Here is a 19,107-nt window from a genome sequence, read left to right on the forward strand (position 1 = left end):
ACGATATAACGTGGTTTATGGTGCGAGGGGGGGACTCGAACCCCCACATCCAAAGGACACTAACACCTGAAGCTAGCGCGTCTACCAATTCCGCCACCTTCGCATACCATTGACTCTTTATGAAAGAATCATTACCACGGGGCCGAATTCTAGAGATTTTACGCTGGGCGTCAACAGTTAATTATCGAACTCGGCGCGATTGCCGAAAAAAAAGGCGTTTCTTCGGTTATGGGGAGTTTATGTAGGCCGGATAAGCGATAGCGCCACCCGGCGCTGCTCGGTGTCACGCCGGATGGCGGCGTAAACGCCTTATCCGGCCTACATGAGTTAGGCTTTTTTAGCCTGACGAGTCAAAACGGTACGGTACACTTTAAAACGGCCAGTCTGGGCAATCACTTCATGGAAACCAAACATCTCGTCCAGCACCGCCGGATACGGCAGGAAGGCGTTCGCAACAATACGCAGCTCACCGCCGCTGTTCAGGTGACGAACGGCGCCGCGGATCAGCGTTTGCGCGGCATCCAGGCTGGTTTGCATCCCATCATGGAACGGCGGGTTGGAGATAATCATGTCGAAGCGACCGTTAATCTCAGAGAAGACGTTACTGGCGATGACTTCGCCTTCAAAGCCGTTTGCCGCGAGCGTTGCACGGCTGGCTTCAACGGCTGAAGCGCCCACGTCACACAGCGTCAGGCGTACTTTAGGTGAATGGCTGGCAAGGGTTGCCGCCAGTACACCAGCGCCACAGCCAACGTCCAGCACTTTGCCTTTGGTATGTGGGGTGAGGGTAGAAAGCAGCAACTGGCTCCCCACATCAAGACCGTCGCGGCTGAATACGCCAGGCAGGGTTTTGATGGTCAGGTTATCCAGCTGGTATTCGTCCCAGAAGCTTTCGGCATCGAAGGATGGCTGTTTTTCCAGGCGACCGTGATACAGGCCGCAGCGACGCGCGCTGTCGACTTTATTCAGCGGTGCGTATTCGGCCAGCATCTGCTCGGCGCTACGCACGCCGCTGCGGTTTTCGCCGACAACGAAAATATCGGTACCGACCGGCATCAGAGACAGAATGTTCATCAGCTGGAACTGCGCTTCCGGCTTATTTTTTGGCCAGTAGTAAATCAGGGTGTCGCAATCCGCAACGTCCTCAGCCTGAGCGACCAGGCTAAAACGTACGTTGTCGCCCATCTGGCGGCTCAGTACCTGCCAGTGGTGAAACTGTTGGGTATGTGCACGGCTTGCCGCGGTATCCAGACGTGCGGGCAGGTCATCCTGCAGATCGCCGGCAAAGAAAATACGGCTCTGTTCGAAATCATCACTGTGGCGCAGCAAGACTTCACTTGCCGGGGTAAAAGCAGACATGAATTAATCCTCAATAAACTTAGGCGGGGATTATAGTGTGTAATTGGCGCAGTTTCGATGAATTTGCTATATTTGCGCCCTTGATAGACAGGAGCGTTTCACATGACATCCCGGCGAGACTGGCAATTACAACAGTTGGGTATCACCCAATGGGCATTACGTCGCCCTGGGGCACTGCAGGGTGAAATTGCGATTACGCTTCCGCCGCATGTAAAACTGGTGATGGTGGCCGAGACGTTACCGCCGCTCACTGAGCCGCTGATTAGCGATATTCTCCGCGCGCTGTGCCTGACGCCGGATCAGGTTTTACCGCTGACGCCGGACCGTGTCGCGATGCTGCCTCAGGACAGCCGCTGTCACTGCTGGCGCCTTGGGAACGACACGCCTGTCACGCTAGAAGGCGCGGTGATTTCGACACCGCCATTTAATGAACTGCAAGCCAGCGCGCCAGCGCGTGCTGCACTTTGGCAACAAATTTGCACCCATGAACACGATTTCTACCCTCAGCACGACTGATTTACCCCGCGCCTTTCAAATTGAAACGCGCGCGCATGCCTTTCCCTGGAGTGAAAAAACCTTCGCCAGCAATCAGGGGGAGCGCTATCTGAACCTCCAGATGTCAGTCGACGGTGAGATGGCCGCGTTCGCCATTACTCAGGTGGTGCTGGATGAAGCGACGTTGTTCAATATTGCCGTAGATCCCGCGTATCAGCGTCGCGGTCTGGGGCGTGAGCTGCTGGAACATCTTATTGATGCCCTGGAAGCGGCTGGCGTGGTGACGCTGTGGCTGGAAGTTCGCGCTTCGAATCACGCGGCCATCGCGCTGTATGAAAGCTTAGGCTTCAATGAAGCGACCATTCGTCGCAACTATTACCCCACGGCGGAAGGCCGTGAGGATGCCATCATTATGGCGCTGCCCATTAGTATGTAAGACAAGGTGAAAAGATGAAGAAGTGGGACTGGATTTTCTTCGATGCCGACGAAACGCTGTTTACGTTTGACTCGTTTAGCGGCTTACAGCGGATGTTTCTCGACTACAGCGTGACCTTTACCGCGGAAGATTTCCAGGACTACCAGGCGGTCAACAAGCCGCTGTGGGTCGATTATCAGAATGGCGCGATTACCTCGCTTCAGCTTCAGCATCAGCGTTTTACCAGCTGGGCGGAGCGTCTGAACGTTCATCCCGGCGACCTGAACGATGCCTTTATGAACGCGATGGCTGAAATCTGCGCCCCGCTGCCGGGTGCGGTTTCGCTGCTGAACGCCCTGAAAGGCAAGGTGAAGATGGGCATCATCACCAACGGCTTTACGTCACTTCAGCAAATTCGTCTGGAGCGTACCGGGCTTCGTGAACACTTTGATCTGCTCATTATTTCTGAAGAAGTGGGCGTGGCAAAACCGGATCGTCGGATCTTTGACTATGCCCTGGAACAAGCCGGTAATCCGGACCGTTCCCGCGTGCTGATGGTCGGCGATACCGCCGAGTCCGATATTCGCGGTGGGATGAACGCCGAGTGGGCAACCTGCTGGCTGAACGCGCACCAGCGTCCGCTGCCGGAAGGCATTACGCCTGACTGGACGGTGACCTCATTGCATGAACTGGAGTTACTCCTGTGTAAACAGTGATTGCCAGCCCCCCTTTGATGGGTAAAATAGCCGCAATTTTTTCGTATTCAACATGCGCGGTGCGAAGCCGTGCTTACTCAAGAAGATTGAATTATGACGTTGTCTCCTTATTTGCAAGAGGTGGCCAAGCGCCGCACTTTTGCCATTATTTCCCACCCGGATGCCGGTAAAACGACAATCACCGAAAAGGTGCTGTTATTCGGACAGGCTATTCAGACTGCCGGTACGGTAAAAGGCCGTGGCTCCAGCCAGCATGCAAAATCTGACTGGATGGAAATGGAAAAGCAGCGTGGTATCTCCATTACCACCTCCGTGATGCAGTTCCCGTATCACGACTGCCTGGTGAACCTGCTGGACACCCCGGGGCACGAAGACTTCTCCGAAGATACCTACCGTACCCTGACGGCGGTGGACTGCTGTCTGATGGTTATCGATGCCGCAAAAGGCGTCGAAGACAGGACTCGTAAGCTGATGGAAGTTACCCGTCTGCGCGATACGCCGATCCTGACCTTCATGAACAAACTCGACCGTGATATCCGCGATCCGATGGAAGTGCTGGATGAAGTTGAGCGCGAGCTGAAAATCGGCTGTGCGCCGATCACCTGGCCAATTGGCTGCGGCAAGCTGTTCAAGGGCGTTTATCACCTCTATAAAGACGAAACCTACCTGTATCAAACCGGTAAAGGCCACACCATTCAGGAAGTGCGTATTGTGAAAGGTCTGAACAGCCCGGAACTGGATGCCGCCGTTGGTGAAGAGCTGGCGCAGCAGCTGCGTGACGAGCTGGAGCTGGTGCAGGGCGCTTCTAACGAGTTTGATAAAGAGCTGTTCCTGGCCGGTGAAATCACCCCGGTCTTCTTCGGTACCGCGCTGGGTAACTTCGGCGTTGACCATATGCTCGACGGTCTGGTGGAGTGGGCGCCTGCGCCGATGCCGCGTAAAACCGATACCCGTCTGGTGGAAGCGCAGGACGAGAAGTTCACCGGTTTTGTCTTTAAAATTCAGGCCAACATGGACCCGAAACACCGTGACCGCGTAGCGTTCATGCGCGTTGTGTCCGGAAAATATGAAAAGGGCATGAAACTGCGTCAGGTACGTATCGGTAAAGACGTGGTGATTTCCGACGCGCTGACCTTTATGGCGGGTGACCGTTCGCACGTTGAAGAAGCCTACCCGGGCGACATCATCGGCTTGCACAACCACGGCACCATCCAGATTGGTGACACCTTCACCCAGGGTGAAATGATGAAGTTCACCGGTATCCCGAACTTCGCACCAGAACTGTTCCGTCGTATTCGCCTGAAAGATCCGCTCAAGCAGAAACAGCTGCTGAAAGGCCTGGTTCAGCTTTCCGAAGAGGGTGCGGTGCAGGTATTCCGTCCTATCTCTAACAACGATCTGATCGTTGGTGCGGTGGGCGTGCTGCAGTTTGACGTGGTGGTTGCGCGTCTGAAAAGCGAATACAACGTGGAAGCTATCTACGAATCGGTTAACGTCGCGACGGCCCGCTGGGTTGAGAGCAAAGACGTGAAGAAATTCGAAGAATTCAAACGTAAAAACGAAGTTCAGCTGGCGCTGGATGGCGGCGATAACCTGACCTACATCGCTCCAACCATGGTAAACCTGAACCTGACTCAGGAACGTTATCCTGAAGTTGAGTTCCGCAAAACTCGCGAGCACTAAAACCCCCTGCAGGGTGCGGCATCCGCTGCACCCTGACACTTTTCCTTCCTAATTAGCCGGTTACGGAAAGTTCTTAATTCCTTCTCTTTTTGCGCTAACTGTCTGTTTTTTGCTCAACGAAGCGGGCGGTTTCAAAATTGTGATCTATATTTAACAAAGCGATGACATCTACGTTGGCTTTAAATGCTGATAATTCGTATTGGTTAAGCGCTTAAAGCTAACGTTTATTTCTATCGCAATATTAATAACTGGCTCAGAGCGCAATCTCGCGGTGTTTGATGACCCTGGTGGATTCAGGGAAGCCGTGAGAAGTATGCGAGCAGGGAGTTTTTACCCTATTCAGCAATGCAACCTGCGTGTTGCTAGTGCTCGGATGATGAGCAATACATACAGGAATATATTGATGACGATGAAAAAACTGACAATCGCTAAAACGCTGCTTGCCGTGATGCTAACCTCCGCTGTTGCCACTGGTGCTGCCTATGCCGAAACCTCGACCATGGATAAGGCTCAGGCGAGTGCGGAAAGCGCAGGGAATAAAGTGGGTAGCTTTATGGATGACAGCACCATCACCGCGAAGGTAAAAGCCGCGCTGGTGGATAACGAGAGCATCAAGAGTACCGATATCTCGGTGAAAACAGACAAAAAAGTCGTGACCTTGAGCGGCTTTGTCCAGAGTCAGGCTCAGGCCGAAGCGGCCGTTGCGGCGGCGAAAGCGGTTGAGGGCGTCGCCTCTGTCAGCGATAAGCTCCACGTTCGCGACAGTAAAGAAAGTTCGTTGAAAGGGTATGCCGGTGATACCGCAACGACCAGCGAAGTGAAAGCCAAACTGCTGGCCGATAACATCGTTCCTTCACGTAACGTGAAAGTTGAGACGACAGATGGCGTGGTACAGCTTTCAGGTACCGTGAAATCTCAGGCGCAGAGCGATCGTGCTGAAAGCATTGCCAAAGCCGTTGAAGGCGTGAAAAGCGTCAAAAATGATCTGAAAATGCAGTAATAAGTGGTGATTTTGTCTGCTGATATTTGGCAGCAGGCAAAATGTGCACCACACTAAAAATAGTGCATATGAGTGGCACGAGCCCTCATAGCAAGCGGTCGACATTAACTATGGTAAAGGAGAAGCTTATGTTTCGTTGGGGCATTATATTTCTGGTTATCGCGTTAATTGCCGCCGCATTAGGATTTGGTGGACTGGCAGGTACGGCTGCGTGGGCAGCAAAAATCGTGTTCGTTGTGGGGATTATCATCTTCCTGGTGAGTCTGTTTACCGGGCGTAAACGCCCCTAGAACGTTACGCGTTAACTAGCATGACACCAAAGCCAGTCCAGCGGACTGGCTTTATTAGTTTTAGCCGACCTGAAATTAGGCTACTTTGTAAGTCTGGTGAATAAAAAACAGGTAGGCAGAGGTGGGGCAGCGTATACCCGTCACGCTTGGCAATATTGCACCATTATCGCTGAGTCGTTTCAAACCTGGGCGCACGGCACTGGTTTGTGAAGGGGGAGGACAGCGGGGCATTTTTACCGCAGGGGTGCTTGATGAGTTTATGCGGGCACAGTTCAATCCCTTCGATCTCTATTATGGCACCTCTGCGGGCGCACAAAATCTTTCCGCCTATCTGTGTAACCAACCGGGATACGGGCGCAAAGTCATCATGCGCTACACCACCCGGCGGGAGTTTTTCGACCCGGTACGTTTTGTCCGCGGCGGCAACCTTATCGATCTTGACTGGCTGGTCGGGTCGACCGCTGGGCAGATGCCGCTCGCCATGGAAACCGCCGAACGCCTGTTTGAGTCGGGAAAATCCTTTTATATCTGCGCCTGTCGCAGCGATGACTATACCCCCAGCTACTTTTCGCCCACCAGGCAAAACTGGCTCGATATTATTCGGGCATCCAGCGCGATTCCAGGTTTCTATCGCCCCGGCGTTGCGCTGGATGGCGTCAGTTACCTTGATGGCGGCGTGAGCGATGCGATTCCGGTGCGCGAGGCGGCAAAACAGGGGGCCAAAACGCTGGTGGTGATTCGTACTGTTCCATCGCAAATGTATTACACGCCACAGTGGTTTAAACGTATGGAGCGCTGGCTGGGTGAAAGTAGCCTACAGCCGCTGGTGAACCTGGTGCAGCACCATGAAACGACCTACAGTGAAACCCAACAGTTTATTGAGAACCCGCCGGGTAAGCTGCGTATTATTGAAATCTACCCGCCGAAACCGTTGCTGAGTATGGCGCTAGGCAGCCGCATCCCCGCACTGCGTCAGGACTACAAAACAGGGCGCTTATGCGGACGTTACTTTCTGGCGACCATTGGTAAACTGTTAGCGGAGAAGCCACCGCTAGTGCGCCACCTCAAACAAGGCCGTGCTATTCCTCCGGTTCCCGTGGTGGAGGATATGCCCGACGTTGCGATGAACGACGTGCCGCCAGTAAACGATACACTCTTTGATGATAAGGATCTGGCGTGAACGGCCGTTTTATTGATACCCATTGCCACTTCGATTTCCCTCCCTTTACCGGTGACGAAGAGGCGAGTATTCAGCGTGCGGCTGCCGTTGGCGTGAACAAGATAATTATTCCCGCTACCGAAGCCGACAACTTCCCTCGCGTGCTGGCGCTGGCCGAACGGTTTCCTCCGCTGTATGCCGCCGTTGGGCTGCATCCGATTGTGGTAGAACGGCACAGCGATGAGAGTCTGGCGCAGTTGGAAGCCGCTATCGCCCTGAAGCCAGCAAAATTGGTGGCGGTGGGGGAAATTGGTCTCGATCTCTACCGGGAGAACCCACAGTTTGAACGTCAGCAGTACCTGCTGGACGAGCAGCTGCGCTTGGCGAAGCGTTACGATTTGCCGGTTATCCTGCATTCGCGGCGCACCCATGACAAGCTGGCGCTGCACCTGAAGCGACATAATCTGCCGCGAACCGGCGTGGTACACGGCTTTGCCGGTAGTTTCCAGCAGGCGGAACGATTCGTCCAGTTAGGCTATAAAATCGGTGTGGGGGGAACTATCTCCTATCCTCGCGCCAGTAAAACCCGTGATGTGATGGCGCAACTGCCGCTGTCCTCGCTGGTTCTTGAAACCGATGCGCCGGATATGCCGCTCAATGGCTATCAGGGGCAGCCCAACCGCCCGGAGCGGGTTGCTGAGGTATTTACTCATCTCTGCTCGCTACGACATGAATCTCCTGAGGAAATTGTCACAGCGCTGCTGGAAAATACCCATGCACTCTTTGGATTGTCATGAAGTGACGTAGATCTCATTAATCATCATTCAGTCGTTACTGTTGCGTAAAACCTGTGACATTTAGCAAAAAAGATAATTACGGAACGTTATAATCGCCGCGATTGGTTTGCCGTAATTATTATATTTTTCAATACACAGGGAATCTGTATGCAAATCCTCATGGGACTCATCGGCATGGTGGTGTTGCTCGCCATTGCCTTACTTCTCTCCAGTAATCGTAAAGCGATTAACCTCCGAACCGTACTGGGTGCCTGGTTGTTACAGGTGGGCATCGGTGCATTAATCCTCTATGTTCCTGCCGGGCGCAAAGTCCTGCTGGCGATGTCCGAAGGCGTGGCCAACGTGATTGCCTACGGTAACGAAGGTATCGGCTTCCTGTTTGGCGGGCTGGTCTCTGACAAGATGTTTGAAGTCTTCGGCGGTGGCGGCTTCGTGTTTGCGCTGCGGGTGCTGCCGGTTATCGTCTTCTTCTCCTCGCTGATTGCGGTGCTGTACTACATCGGCATCATGCAGTTTGTGATTCGTATTCTGGGCGGTGCGCTGCGTAAGGTGCTGAAAACCTCACGTACCGAATCACTTTCTGCCACGGCAAATATCTTTGTCGGCCAGACCGAAGCGCCGCTGGTGGTGCGTCCATATATCGCCACTATGACCCGTTCTGAACTGTTTGCGGTGATGTGTGGTGGCCTGGCTTCGGTGGCGGGCTCTGTACTGGCGGGCTACGCGCAGATGGGCGTGCCGCTGGAGTACCTGATTGCGGCCTCGTTTATGGCGGCGCCGGGCGGCCTGCTGTTTGCCAAAATCATCATTCCGGAAACGGAAACTCCGCACGACTCACCAACGCTTGAGAAAGATGCGAAAAACCCGGATGCGCCTGCGAACGTGCTGGATGCCGCGGCATCAGGTGCAGCATCCGGTATGCAGCTCGCGCTGAACGTGGGTGCCATGCTGCTGGCGTTTATTGCGCTGATTGCGCTGCTGAACGGTATGCTTTCTGGTATCGGCGGCTGGTTTGATTATCCGGAACTGTCGCTGCAGTTGATTCTCGGCTGGATCTTCTCACCGCTGGCATGGGTGATAGGCGTGCCGTGGAGCGAAGCGACGGTGGCGGGTTCCTTTATCGGCCAGAAGCTGGTTATCAACGAATTCGTGGCCTATATGAACTTCGGTGAATACCTGAAGGCGGACGCTGAAGTGGCAGCGGCTGGTCTGCAGGTTATCTCCAACCACACCAAAGCGATTATCTCCTTCGCCTTGTGCGGCTTTGCGAACCTCTCCTCAATTGCGATTCTGATTGGTGGCCTGGGCAGCATGGCGCCAAACCGTCGGCAGGATATTGCCCAGCTCGGCCTGAAAGCGGTAGCCGCCGGGACGCTCTCTAACCTGATGAGCGCCACCATTGCGGGCCTGTTCCTCGCCCTATAAGTACAGCGCCGGAGGGATAAGCCTCGTTATTCCTCTGGCCTGTAGCGCCTGGCTGACGGCCTCAACGTCCGTTGGCCCGGCGCTACCCCACAATTTTGCCTCACCGTAAACGCCATGCGCGTGAAAGGCGTTCAGACGAATGGGCACATCTCCGAGTTCGGTAATAAAGGCACTCAGCGACTCCGCCTCCTCCAGATAATCACTGTGCTCAGGGATGACCAGCAGCCGTAGCTCCGACAGCATGCCGTGCTGAGCCAGCCACCGAATGCTCTGTTTAATTCGCGCGTTGCCACGCCCGGTCAGTGCCTGGTGGTGGTCGCTATCCCAGGATTTTAAATCGACCATCACCCCGTCGCACACGGGCTGTAGCTTCTCCCAACCGCTTATCGGTAGCTCACCGTTGCTGTCGACCAGACAGGTCAGGTGCGAAAGGGCAGGCGTGGATTTCAGCGCCTGGAAGAGGGCGATGACGAACGGTAACTGCGTGGTCGCTTCGCCACCGCTGACGGTTATGCCCTCAATAAACGGTGCGACCTGCGTGACCTGCCGAAGCACCTGCTCAACGCTCATGGTCTGCGCCATCGGCGTGGCCTGCTGCGGGCAGATATGCAGACAGGTATCGCACTGCTGGCATATGTCCGCGCGCCAGATGACTTTCCCGCCATTCACGCTTAATGCCTGGTGCGGGCACTGCGGCACGCACTCACCGCAGTCGTTGCAGCGCCCCATCGTCCACGGGTTATGGCAGTTCTTGCAGCGCAGATTGCACCCTTGCAGGAACAGGGCCAGGCGGCTGCCGGGCCCATCGACGCAGGAGAACGGGATGATTTTACTGACTAAAGCGCATCTGCAGTTCATGACTCACGACACGAGGTTGACGTTCCAGGATACGCGTGTTGCGGGCCGCTTCTTCGCCCAGCCACGTGGTGTTGGTGCGGGAGCCTTCATCACGGTATTTTTGCAGGTCGGACAGGCGCACCATGTAGCCGGTGACGCGCACCAGATCGTTGCCGCTGACGTTGGCGCTGAATTCTCGCATCCCCACTTTGAACGCGCCGAGGCAGAGTTGCATTACCGCCTGCGGGTTACGTTTCACGGTTTCATCCAGGGTCAGAATATCGCTGATCCCCGCGGTGTAGTGGGCGTGATGCGGCGCGACGGCCAATAAATGACTAATAGGATCTGGCTCATCGCCATAAGGCAGACGAGCGCCCGGCGTGGTGCCAATATCTGAGCTGATACCTGACTGAGCGTGCAGCAGTGCGCGCTGCTGCCAGCCGTACTGTACTGGCGTACGGGCGACGAAGTTGGCAAGCTCGGCGCTAATGCGGTAGGCCAACTGATTGGCCTGCTCATCCTTGCCGTAGCGTCCGGCAATCCTCTCGCGTTCGCACAGCAGGTTAACCGCCTCGGCGAGCGAGTAGATACCAAACATGGGTACAAAACGATCCGGGTCGATCAACCCTTCGCTCACCAGGAAGCTATTCTCAAAGAAGTGCGACTGCTCGTAGAGGAAGCGACAGCGGGCATCGATGATATCGATTTGCAGCTGGCAGTAGCGCGGCAGCACGTTCGTGAAGAAGTCATCGACTGATTCACTGCGCTGCGCCACCTGCTGGAGGTTCAGGCGTACCAGCGTGCTGCCGCCGCCGGCAAGCGGCAGCGAGTTGTAACAGCTTACGATGCCATATTGACCATTTGTGAATATTTTATCATTTACCGGTCCGTTGGCGATGTGTGGCTTACTGCACTCACAGATATTTTGTGCCACCTGTAACAGTAAATCATCCGGCGTAATTTCCGGGTCGTAGATAAAAGTCAGATTTGGCGCAACCTGCTTTAGCTCTGCATCTGCGCGTAAAATGGCGCGCGTGATAGGCGTATCGTGTGGGCCGATGTTCACGTGGGTGAAGGCATCTGGCAGCGTGCGGTCGAGATAGCGCCAGAAACGTTTTATTCGAATATCAATTTCATCTTGTGTTAGAATTATAACATAAGGCGATAACAGCGCATCAAGATGACCGAGGTAAACCGGCATCGCCGTCACCGAAGGGACGTGATGGTAGAGAATGGTCAGCAGTGAAAGGGCATCGTCCAGATCTTCGGCGCCCTCAAGCTCCAGCCATTCGGAACCGTTAGCCAGAAAACGCGCGTAGTCCGGCAGCACGTAACGCGGTTTATACGGCGCATGCCCTTCATACATATCGCAAATAACGCCGTCGGCCAGCGCCGCCCGCGCTTCCTCAGGGAGTTCTGGGTACGGCAGGGCGTTTTCGGCCTCCAGGGCCAGAAAATGACGTTTCTGTTCCGGGGTTAACACGGAGCTTGTCACAATTTGCTGGCAGTGTTGCAGCAGCGATGAATCATTCGATGTTGGCATGTTCGGTTCCTCAGACGAGTGATAGGCGGAGTGTATGAAAAACGATGAGGCCGTCTTTTGATCCCAGCGGCTGAAGTGGCGTTTTAGCTTCCCTTTCTGGTGTAAAAGTTTGATGCATGTCTCGTTATTGTTATGCAATTTTGTACGAAGTTTTCACTAAGTGTGATGAAAGTCGAAGTGTGAACGCGGGGCGGTGTTACAATAGTCACAGACCCGCAAGGTAACGATTTACACGGCAATACGCCGTCGGAGAGAAAAATGACTGATTTAAAGGCAAGCAGCCTGCGTGCGCTGCAGTTGATGGACTTAACTACCCTGAATGAAGACGATACTGACGCGAAAGTGATCGCGCTGTGTCATCAGGCGAAAACGCCGGTGGGCAACACCGCCGCTGTCTGCATCTATCCGCGTTTCATTCCGATTGCGCGTAAAACGCTGAAAGAGCAGGGAACCCCGGATATCCGCATCGCCACCGTCACCAACTTCCCGCACGGTAACGACGACATTGAGATCGCGCTGGCGGAAACCCGCGCAGCCATCGCTTACGGCGCTGACGAAGTTGACGTGGTCTTCCCATACCGCGCGCTGATCGCCGGTAACGAGCAGGTTGGTTTTGATCTGGTGAAAGCCTGTAAAGATGCTTGTGCCGCGGCAAATGTGCTGCTGAAAGTGATCATCGAAACCGGTGAACTGAAAGAAGAAGCCCTGATTCGTAAGGCCTCTGAAATCTCTATCAAAGCCGGCGCTGATTTCATCAAAACCTCTACCGGTAAAGTGCCGGTGAACGCGACCCCAGAAAGCGCGCGCATCATGATGGAAGTTATCCGTGATATGGGCGTACAGAAAACCGTGGGCTTCAAGCCAGCGGGCGGCGTTCGTACTGCAGAAGACGCACAGCTGTTCCTGTCTATCGCTGACGAACTGTTCGGTGCGGACTGGGCTGACTCCCGTCACTACCGCTTCGGCGCTTCCTCTCTGCTGGCTAGCCTGCTGAAGGCGCTGGGCCACGGCGACGGTAAGAGCGCTAGCAGCTATTAATGCATTATCGTAGCCCGGACGAGGCGCATGCGCGCCGACTCCGGGATCTCCCCGGCGGCGCTACGCTTGGCCGGGCTACAGGAACGTAGCGCGGGCGCAAGCTCGCTGCATTTAACCTGATTAATCAGGAGGGTACCTTGTTTCTCGCTCAAGAAATTATTCGCAAAAAACGTGATGGCCACGCGCTGAGTGATGAAGAAATTCGTTTCTTTATCAACGGGATTCGTGACAACACCATCTCTGAAGGGCAGATTGCCGCGCTGGCGATGACCATTTTCTTCCATGATATGAGCATGCCGGAGCGTGTCTCGCTGACCATGGCGATGCGAGATTCAGGCACCGTCCTGGACTGGAAGAGCCTCAACCTCAACGGCCCGATTGTCGACAAGCACTCTACCGGCGGCGTAGGTGACGTCACTTCGCTGATGCTTGGCCCAATGGTCGCAGCCTGCGGTGGCTATATTCCGATGATCTCCGGTCGCGGTCTCGGCCATACCGGCGGTACGCTCGACAAGCTTGAAGCCATTCCAGGCTTCGACATCTTCCCGGACGACAACCGTTTCCGTGAAATTATTAAAGACGTGGGTGTGGCGATTATTGGGCAGACCAGCTCGCTCGCACCGGCGGACAAACGTTTTTACGCCACCCGCGACATTACCGCGACGGTGGACTCCATCCCGCTTATCACCGCCTCCATTCTCGCCAAAAAGCTGGCAGAAGGTCTCGATGCGCTGGTGATGGACGTGAAAGTCGGCAGCGGCGCGTTTATGCCAACCTACGAACTCTCTGCTGCACTGGCGGAAGCGATCGTGGGCGTTTCCAACGGCGCGGGCGTGAAAACGACGGCGCTGCTCACCGACATGAACCAGGTGCTGGCCTCCAGCGCAGGTAACGCTGTAGAAGTACGCGAAGCCGTGCAGTTCCTGACAGGCGAATACCGTAATCCGCGTCTGTTCGACGTTACCATGGCGCTGTGCGTTGAGATGCTGATCTCCGGCAGGCTCGCCAAAGACGACGCCGAAGCGCGCGCCAAACTGCAGGCCGTGCTCGACAACGGCAAAGCCGCGGAGATCTTTGGTCGCATGGTGGCAGCACAGAAAGGTCCAACCGATTTCGTTGAAAACTACGCGAAATATCTGCCAACAGCGATGCTGAGCAAAGCCGTCTATGCTGATACCGAAGGTTTTGTCAGCGCGATGGACACCCGTGCGCTGGGCATGGCGGTGGTTTCTATGGGCGGCGGTCGTCGTCAGGCTTCTGATACCATCGATTACAGCGTTGGCTTCACCGACATGGCCCGTCTGGGCGACAGCGTTGACGGACAGCGTCCGCTGGCGGTGATCCACGCGAAAGATGAAGCAAGCTGGCAGGACGCGGCGAAGGCCGTGAAAGCGGCAATTAAACTGGACGATAAAGCGCCTGAAATTACGCCAACCGTCTATCGTCGCATCACCGAATAGTTATATACTGATCTGATCGCTTTTTTGCAGCGCAAGATGTATGGAGAACAAGATGAAACGTGCATTTATTATGGTGCTGGACTCCTTTGGGATTGGTGCAACGGAAGATGCTGACCGCTTTGGCGATGTTGGCGCAGATACCATGGGTCACATTGCAGAAGCCTGTGCCAAAGGCGAAGCTGACAATGGCCGTAAGGGCCCGCTGAATTTGCCTAACCTGACCCGCCTGGGTCTGGTGAAAGCGCATGAAGGTTCCACCGGCAAAATTGCTGCTGGCATGGACGGTAACGCGGAAGTGGTAGGCGCATACGCCTGGGCGCATGAGCTCTCTTCCGGTAAAGATACGCCGTCCGGTCACTGGGAAATCGCGGGTGTGCCGGTACTGTTCGACTGGGGCTACTTCAGCGACCACGAAAACAGCTTCCCGCAGGAACTGCTGGATAAACTGGTTAAGCGTGCCAACCTGCCGGGCTACCTCGGTAACTGCCACTCTTCCGGTACCGTGATCCTCGATCAACTGGGCGAAGAGCATATGAAAACCGGTAAGCCGATTTTCTATACCTCTGCTGACTCAGTGTTCCAGATTGCCTGCCACGAAGAGACCTATGGCCTGGATAAACTCTACGAGCTGTGCGAAATCGCGCGCGAAGAGCTGACCGAAGGCGGCTATAACATTGGCCGCGTTATCGCGCGTCCGTTTGTAGGCGACAAAGCGGGTAACTTCCAGCGTACCGGTAACCGCCACGACCTGGCCGTTGAGCCACCGGCCGCGACCGTTTTGCAGAAACTGGTTGATGAAAAACACGGTCACGTGGTTTCCGTCGGTAAGATTGCGGACATCTATGCCAACTGCGGTATCACTAAAAAAGTGAAAGCGACCGGTCTGGATGCACTGTTCGACGCCACCATCAAAGAGATGAAGGAAGCGGGTGATGAGACTATCGTCTTCACCAACTTCGTTGACTTCGACTCTTCATGGGGTCACCGTCGCGATATCGCGGGCTACGCGGCTGGTCTGGAACTGTTCGACCGCCGTCTGCCGGAGCTGATGGAGCTGGTGGGTGAAGATGACATTCTGATCCTCACCGCTGACCACGGCTGCGACCCAAGCTGGACCGGTACTGACCATACCCGTGAGCACATTCCGGTGCTGATCTACGGCCCGAAAGTCAAACCGGGTTCGCTGGGTCACCGTGAAACCTTCGCGGATATCGGCCAGACGCTGGCGACCTACTTCGGTACGTCCCCAATGGAATACGGCAAAAATATGCTGTGATTATTTGGGCGGGAGGATTCCCGCCCTTCGTCTATTTGAAAAATAAAGGAAATTACGATGGCTACCCCACATATTAACGCTGAAATGGGCGATTTCGCTGATGTTGTGCTGATGCCGGGCGACCCGCTGCGTGCGAAGCACATTGCTGAGACTTTCCTCGAAGATGTCCGTGAAGTGAACAACGTTCGCGGCATGTTAGGTTTCACCGGGACTTACAAAGGCCGTAAGATCTCCGTTATGGGTCACGGTATGGGTATCCCATCCTGCTCCATCTACACCAAAGAGCTGATCACCGACTTCGGCGTGAAGAAAATCATTCGCGTGGGCTCCTGCGGCGCGGTTCGTGCTGATGTGAAACTGCGTGACGTGGTTATCGGCATGGGTGCGTGCACCGACTCTAAAGTGAACCGTTTGCGCTTCAAAGACCACGACTTTGCGGCTATCGCTGACTTCGGCATGGTGCGTGACGCGGTTGATGCGGCCAAAGCGCTGGGCGTTGACGCTCGTGTGGGTAACATCTTCTCCGCTGACCTGTTCTACACCCCAGATCCAACCATGTTCGACGTGATGGAAAAATACGGCATCCTGGGCGTGGAAATGGAAGCGGCGGGCATCTACGGCGTAGCCGCAGAATTCGGTGCGAAAGCGCTGACCATCTGCACCGTGTCCGACCATATCCGTACTCACGAGCAGACTACTGCCGCTGAACGTCAGACGACCTTCAACGACATGATTAAAATCGCACTGGAATCTGTTCTGCTGGGCGATAAAGCATAAGACCGTGTTGTGCCCGGTGGCGCTACGCTGACCGGGCCTACAACGGTTGTAGGCCGGATAAGGCGTAGCCGCCATCCGGCAATTTTTTTAGCGTACTGCTCCTGCCACCCAATTTGCGAGCTCCCGCAGCTCACTCTCCTGTTCCGGAAACTCCGCAACCAGCGCCTCGCAGGTTTGCTGCAGCACGTCTGCACGATACTGACAGCCCTGTAAATGCTCCGCCAACGCCTCCAGCGGTGCGGGGTTCAGGCTATCGGTAAACACCTGTGTGCGGGTGATAACGCCTTTCTCGACGTCGAAGTGTAGCTCTACGCCGCCCCAGGTAAAACGTTCGTCCAGCAGATGAGAGAAGGCCGGAGCCTGACCAAAATTCCACTCCCAGCTGCTTTGACGCGCAAACGTCTCGGCAAAGTTCGGCAGGTCTGGCGTTTTATCCGGAGAGATAATTTCGGCGTCTACGCGCTCGCCGTAGTGACGGAAAAAAGCTTCAGTGACGGCTTCGCAAATCTGCTCGTGGGTAATGTCTGGGAGCAGCTCAACCAGATTCGCCACGCGCCCGCGCACCGACGTAATGCCTTTAGCCTGAAGCTTTTTCTTGTCAGGGTTCAGGTAGTTAGCCAGACGGCTAAGATCGGCGTTAAGTAGTAACGTGCCGTGGTGGAAGCCGCGGTCTTTGGTTTCCCGGTAGGCAGAGCCGGAGACTTTACGATCGCCTTCTTCGGTTTTCACGATCAGGTCGTTACGACCGGAAGCTTCCGCCGTAATGCCCAGCGAATTCAGCGCCTCGAGCACAATGGAAGTCGAGATGGTTTTATCGTACTCCGGCTTACCGGCCATAAAGGTGAAACAGGTATTACCGAGGTCATGGAATACCGCGCCGCCGCCGCTGCTGCGGCGCGCCAGGCGGACGTTGTCTTCTTCCATACGGCGGGTGTTGCACTCTTTCCACGGGTTTTGCGCCCGGCCAATCACCACCGTGTCTGCGTTACGCCACAGGAACAAAACCCGCTGGGTGGCGGGCATCTGGCGAAAAATACACTCCTCCACGGCGAGGTTAAACCACGGGTCGTGAGAGTCTGAAAGCAGCAGGCGTAACGTTGACATAGCGATTTCCTTTTCTGATTAATCTTTATCTTCGTCCTGCACCGGTTTGTTGGCGGTGAGCAGGAACGGCGACTGCTGCCAGCGGGTGCGCTTGCCGCGCAGCAGCGTGCGGGCAAGTACCACGCCGATAGCGAGCGACAGCAGCAGCATCAGGCGGAGAATGTTGGTGGTGTTATCCACCTGACGGGATTCAGTGGCAATGGTGTGAGTATCCAGCGTCAGGCGCAGATAGCCCAGAGGGCCATTTTTCCCCTGAATAGGTTCGACGATTTGCTGATTAAAGTAGCTGCCCGCTTTTTTACCGTCCAGCGCCAGGCGGTCACGCAGATCGACCTGTTCACCGGTGCGGACAATCAAATCACCCTGTTCATCATACACGCCAGCGTCCAGGATTCGGCTTTTGGTCGTGAGTTGATTAAGCAACTGGCCTATCTTTTTTTCATCCGGCGTTTCGCTTTTCATCAGCGGCGCAAGATTGAGCGACACCTGAAACGCCAGCGTTCTGGCCAGTTCTTCAAGCTGCGGATTTCGTTGTTTCTGGCTTTGTTGACTGAACCAGGAGGCGCCCTGCATCAATGCCACCAGCAGAGCGAGACAGATCAGGACAATCGCGGTGCGATGCAGTCGAAATTTCAGTTTTGCGCGAACCATATTCCACCTTTGAAAATTTACAGCTTAATGTTGCCAGAAGCGCTGGTTACAAGGTAGCCTCATGCGTTATTTTCCTGGGCTTAATATAGAGAAGATTGGAGCTGTAATGCCAAACAGTTTGACCTGGTGCGACTTGCCTGAAGATGTCTCCCTGTGGCCTGGATTGCCGCTTTCCCTGAGCGGTGATGAGGTTATGCCGCTGGATTACCACGCCGGTCGCAGCGGTTGGCTGCTCTATGGCCGCGGGTTGGATAAAGCGAGCCTCACCACCTATCAGCGCAAGCTGGGGGCGGCGATGGTGATTGTCGCGGCCTGGTGTGTTGAAGACTATCAGGTTATTCGCCTGGCGGGGTCGTTAACGCCGCGCGCAACGCGCCTGGCACACGATGCCGGGCTGGACGTTGCCCCGCTGGGCAAAATCCCACATCTGCGTACGCCGGGTCTGCTGGTGATGGATATGGACTCCACGGCGATTCAGATTGAGTGCATCGATGAAATCGCCAAGCTGGCGGGTACCGGTGAGCTGGTGTCGGAAGTGACCGAGCGCGCGATGCGCGGTGAGTTGGATTTCAGCGCCAGCCTGCGCCAACGCGTTGCCACGCTCAAAGATGCCGATGCTGACATTCTGCGTCAGGTGCGTGAAACCCTGCCGCTGATGCCGGGGCTGACTCAACTGGTACTGAAGCTTGAAACGCTGGGCTGGAAGGTGGCGATTGCCTCCGGCGGCTTCACCTTCTTTGCCGATCACCTGCGCGATAAACTACGTTTAACCGCGGCGGTGGCCAATGAGTTGGGCATTCGCGACGGTAAGCTGACGGGCGAAGTGGTGGGTGATATCGTCGACGCGCAGTATAAGGCGAAAACTTTGCTGCAACTGGCTGAGAAACATGAAATTCCCCATGCTCAGACGGTGGCGATTGGCGATGGTGCCAACGACCTGCCGATGATCAAAAAAGCCGGGCTGGGGATTGCGTATCATGCCAAACCAAAAGTGAACGAACAGACGGAAGTCACTATTCGTCATGCCGATTTGATGGGGGTGTTCTGCATTCTCTCCGGCAGCATGAATCAGAAATAAAGAG

Annotated in this window: 19 protein-coding genes and 1 tRNA gene; 14 read left to right on the forward strand and 6 right to left on the reverse strand. The window is 55.2% G+C overall.

Annotated elements, in window-relative coordinates; translation table 11 throughout:
* Positions 1-18: 18 nt before the first annotated feature.
* Positions 19-103 (reverse strand) — tRNA-Leu (locus tag GKAS_RS12180).
* Between the two features lie 224 nt (positions 104-327).
* Positions 328-1,359, reverse strand: a complete 1,032-nt coding sequence (gene rsmC, locus GKAS_RS12185) for a 16S rRNA (guanine(1207)-N(2))-methyltransferase RsmC (RefSeq protein ID WP_035894550.1) — start codon at positions 1,357-1,359, stop codon at positions 328-330.
* A gap of 102 nt (positions 1,360-1,461) precedes the next feature.
* Here rsmC and GKAS_RS12190 point away from each other — a divergent pair, with 102 nt between their 5' ends.
* The 9 genes from GKAS_RS12190 (at position 1,462) to GKAS_RS12225 (ending at position 9,339) form a co-directional block, all read left to right on the forward strand.
* Positions 1,462-1,875, forward strand: coding sequence for a DNA polymerase III subunit psi (locus tag GKAS_RS12190; protein WP_035894551.1), 414 nt, complete (start codon positions 1,462-1,464; stop codon positions 1,873-1,875).
* Positions 1,844-2,290 (forward strand): ribosomal protein S18-alanine N-acetyltransferase, encoded by a 447-nt coding sequence (gene rimI, locus GKAS_RS12195; RefSeq protein WP_035894552.1) that lies wholly within the window; start codon positions 1,844-1,846, stop codon positions 2,288-2,290. Before GKAS_RS12190 ends, rimI begins: the two co-directional genes overlap by 32 nt.
* A 14-nt stretch (positions 2,291-2,304) precedes the next feature.
* Positions 2,305-2,985, forward strand: a complete 681-nt coding sequence (gene yjjG / locus GKAS_RS12200; RefSeq protein ID WP_035894553.1) for a pyrimidine 5'-nucleotidase — start codon at positions 2,305-2,307, stop codon at positions 2,983-2,985.
* Positions 2,986-3,078: 93 nt separating this feature from the next.
* Entirely contained in the window at positions 3,079-4,668 is a 1,590-nt protein-coding gene (prfC, locus tag GKAS_RS12205) for a peptide chain release factor 3 (RefSeq protein WP_035894554.1), read from the forward strand.
* 403 nt (positions 4,669-5,071) lie between these two features.
* Positions 5,072-5,668: a molecular chaperone OsmY gene (gene osmY, locus GKAS_RS12210; protein ID WP_035894555.1), complete on the forward strand. Its 597-nt coding sequence runs from the start codon at positions 5,072-5,074 to the stop codon at positions 5,666-5,668.
* 128 nt (positions 5,669-5,796) lie between these two features.
* Positions 5,797-5,958, forward strand: coding sequence for a DUF1328 domain-containing protein (locus GKAS_RS23905; RefSeq protein WP_064547200.1), 162 nt, complete (start codon positions 5,797-5,799; stop codon positions 5,956-5,958).
* 121 nt (positions 5,959-6,079) lie between these two features.
* The gene (locus GKAS_RS12215) at positions 6,080-7,138 is read left to right on the forward strand and encodes a patatin-like phospholipase family protein (protein ID WP_035894556.1); all 1,059 of its coding nucleotides are present in this window, start codon (positions 6,080-6,082) and stop codon (positions 7,136-7,138) included.
* Positions 7,135-7,914 (forward strand): metal-dependent hydrolase, encoded by a 780-nt coding sequence (locus GKAS_RS12220; RefSeq protein ID WP_035894557.1) that lies wholly within the window; start codon positions 7,135-7,137, stop codon positions 7,912-7,914. Before GKAS_RS12215 ends, GKAS_RS12220 begins: the two co-directional genes overlap by 4 nt.
* A 147-nt stretch (positions 7,915-8,061) precedes the next feature.
* A complete protein-coding gene (locus tag GKAS_RS12225) occupies positions 8,062-9,339 on the forward strand; it encodes a NupC/NupG family nucleoside CNT transporter (RefSeq protein ID WP_035894558.1) in 1,278 nt (425 codons plus the stop codon).
* Here the strand turns inward: GKAS_RS12225 and GKAS_RS12230 are convergent.
* Both GKAS_RS12230 and GKAS_RS12235 read right to left on the reverse strand, forming a co-directional pair.
* On the reverse strand, positions 9,334-10,197 hold the full coding sequence (locus GKAS_RS12230) for a YjjW family glycine radical enzyme activase (protein WP_035894560.1): 864 nt from the start codon (positions 10,195-10,197) through the stop codon (positions 9,334-9,336). The two genes, GKAS_RS12225 and GKAS_RS12230, sit on opposite strands and share 6 nt — an antisense overlap.
* Positions 10,169-11,719 (reverse strand): YjjI family glycine radical enzyme, encoded by a 1,551-nt coding sequence (locus tag GKAS_RS12235; protein WP_035894561.1) that lies wholly within the window; start codon positions 11,717-11,719, stop codon positions 10,169-10,171. The genes GKAS_RS12230 and GKAS_RS12235 overlap by 29 nt, the downstream gene beginning before the upstream one ends.
* 258 nt (positions 11,720-11,977) lie before the next feature.
* Between GKAS_RS12235 and deoC the strand changes: the two genes are divergently transcribed.
* From deoC to deoD, 4 genes are all read left to right on the forward strand, one after another.
* Positions 11,978-12,757 (forward strand): deoxyribose-phosphate aldolase, encoded by a 780-nt coding sequence (gene deoC, locus GKAS_RS12240; RefSeq protein WP_035894562.1) that lies wholly within the window; start codon positions 11,978-11,980, stop codon positions 12,755-12,757.
* Positions 12,758-12,894: 137 nt separating this feature from the next.
* Positions 12,895-14,217 (forward strand): thymidine phosphorylase, encoded by a 1,323-nt coding sequence (gene deoA, locus GKAS_RS12245; RefSeq protein ID WP_035894563.1) that lies wholly within the window; start codon positions 12,895-12,897, stop codon positions 14,215-14,217.
* 52 nt (positions 14,218-14,269) lie between these two features.
* Positions 14,270-15,493: a phosphopentomutase gene (gene deoB / locus GKAS_RS12250; protein WP_035894564.1), complete on the forward strand. Its 1,224-nt coding sequence runs from the start codon at positions 14,270-14,272 to the stop codon at positions 15,491-15,493.
* Positions 15,494-15,550: 57 nt separating this feature from the next.
* Complete coding sequence (gene deoD, locus GKAS_RS12255; protein WP_035894565.1) at positions 15,551-16,270, forward strand: purine-nucleoside phosphorylase; 720 nt, start codon at positions 15,551-15,553, stop codon at positions 16,268-16,270.
* A gap of 87 nt (positions 16,271-16,357) precedes the next feature.
* Here the strand turns inward: deoD and lplA are convergent, their stop codons facing one another.
* Together lplA and GKAS_RS12265 are read right to left on the reverse strand one after the other, a co-directional pair.
* Complete coding sequence (lplA, locus tag GKAS_RS12260; RefSeq protein WP_035894566.1) at positions 16,358-17,374, reverse strand: lipoate--protein ligase; 1,017 nt, start codon at positions 17,372-17,374, stop codon at positions 16,358-16,360.
* 18 nt (positions 17,375-17,392) lie between these two features.
* Complete coding sequence (locus tag GKAS_RS12265) at positions 17,393-18,025, reverse strand: YtjB family periplasmic protein (RefSeq protein WP_035894567.1); 633 nt, start codon at positions 18,023-18,025, stop codon at positions 17,393-17,395.
* Positions 18,026-18,131: 106 nt separating this feature from the next.
* Here GKAS_RS12265 and serB point away from each other — a divergent pair, with 106 nt between their 5' ends.
* Entirely contained in the window at positions 18,132-19,103 is a 972-nt protein-coding gene (gene serB / locus GKAS_RS12270) for a phosphoserine phosphatase (protein WP_035894569.1), read from the forward strand.
* The last annotated feature ends 4 nt before the right edge of the window (positions 19,104-19,107 follow it).

Origin of the sequence: Kluyvera ascorbata ATCC 33433, assembly GCF_000735365.1 — a bacterium.
Lineage (GTDB): Bacteria > Pseudomonadota > Gammaproteobacteria > Enterobacterales > Enterobacteriaceae > Kluyvera > Kluyvera ascorbata.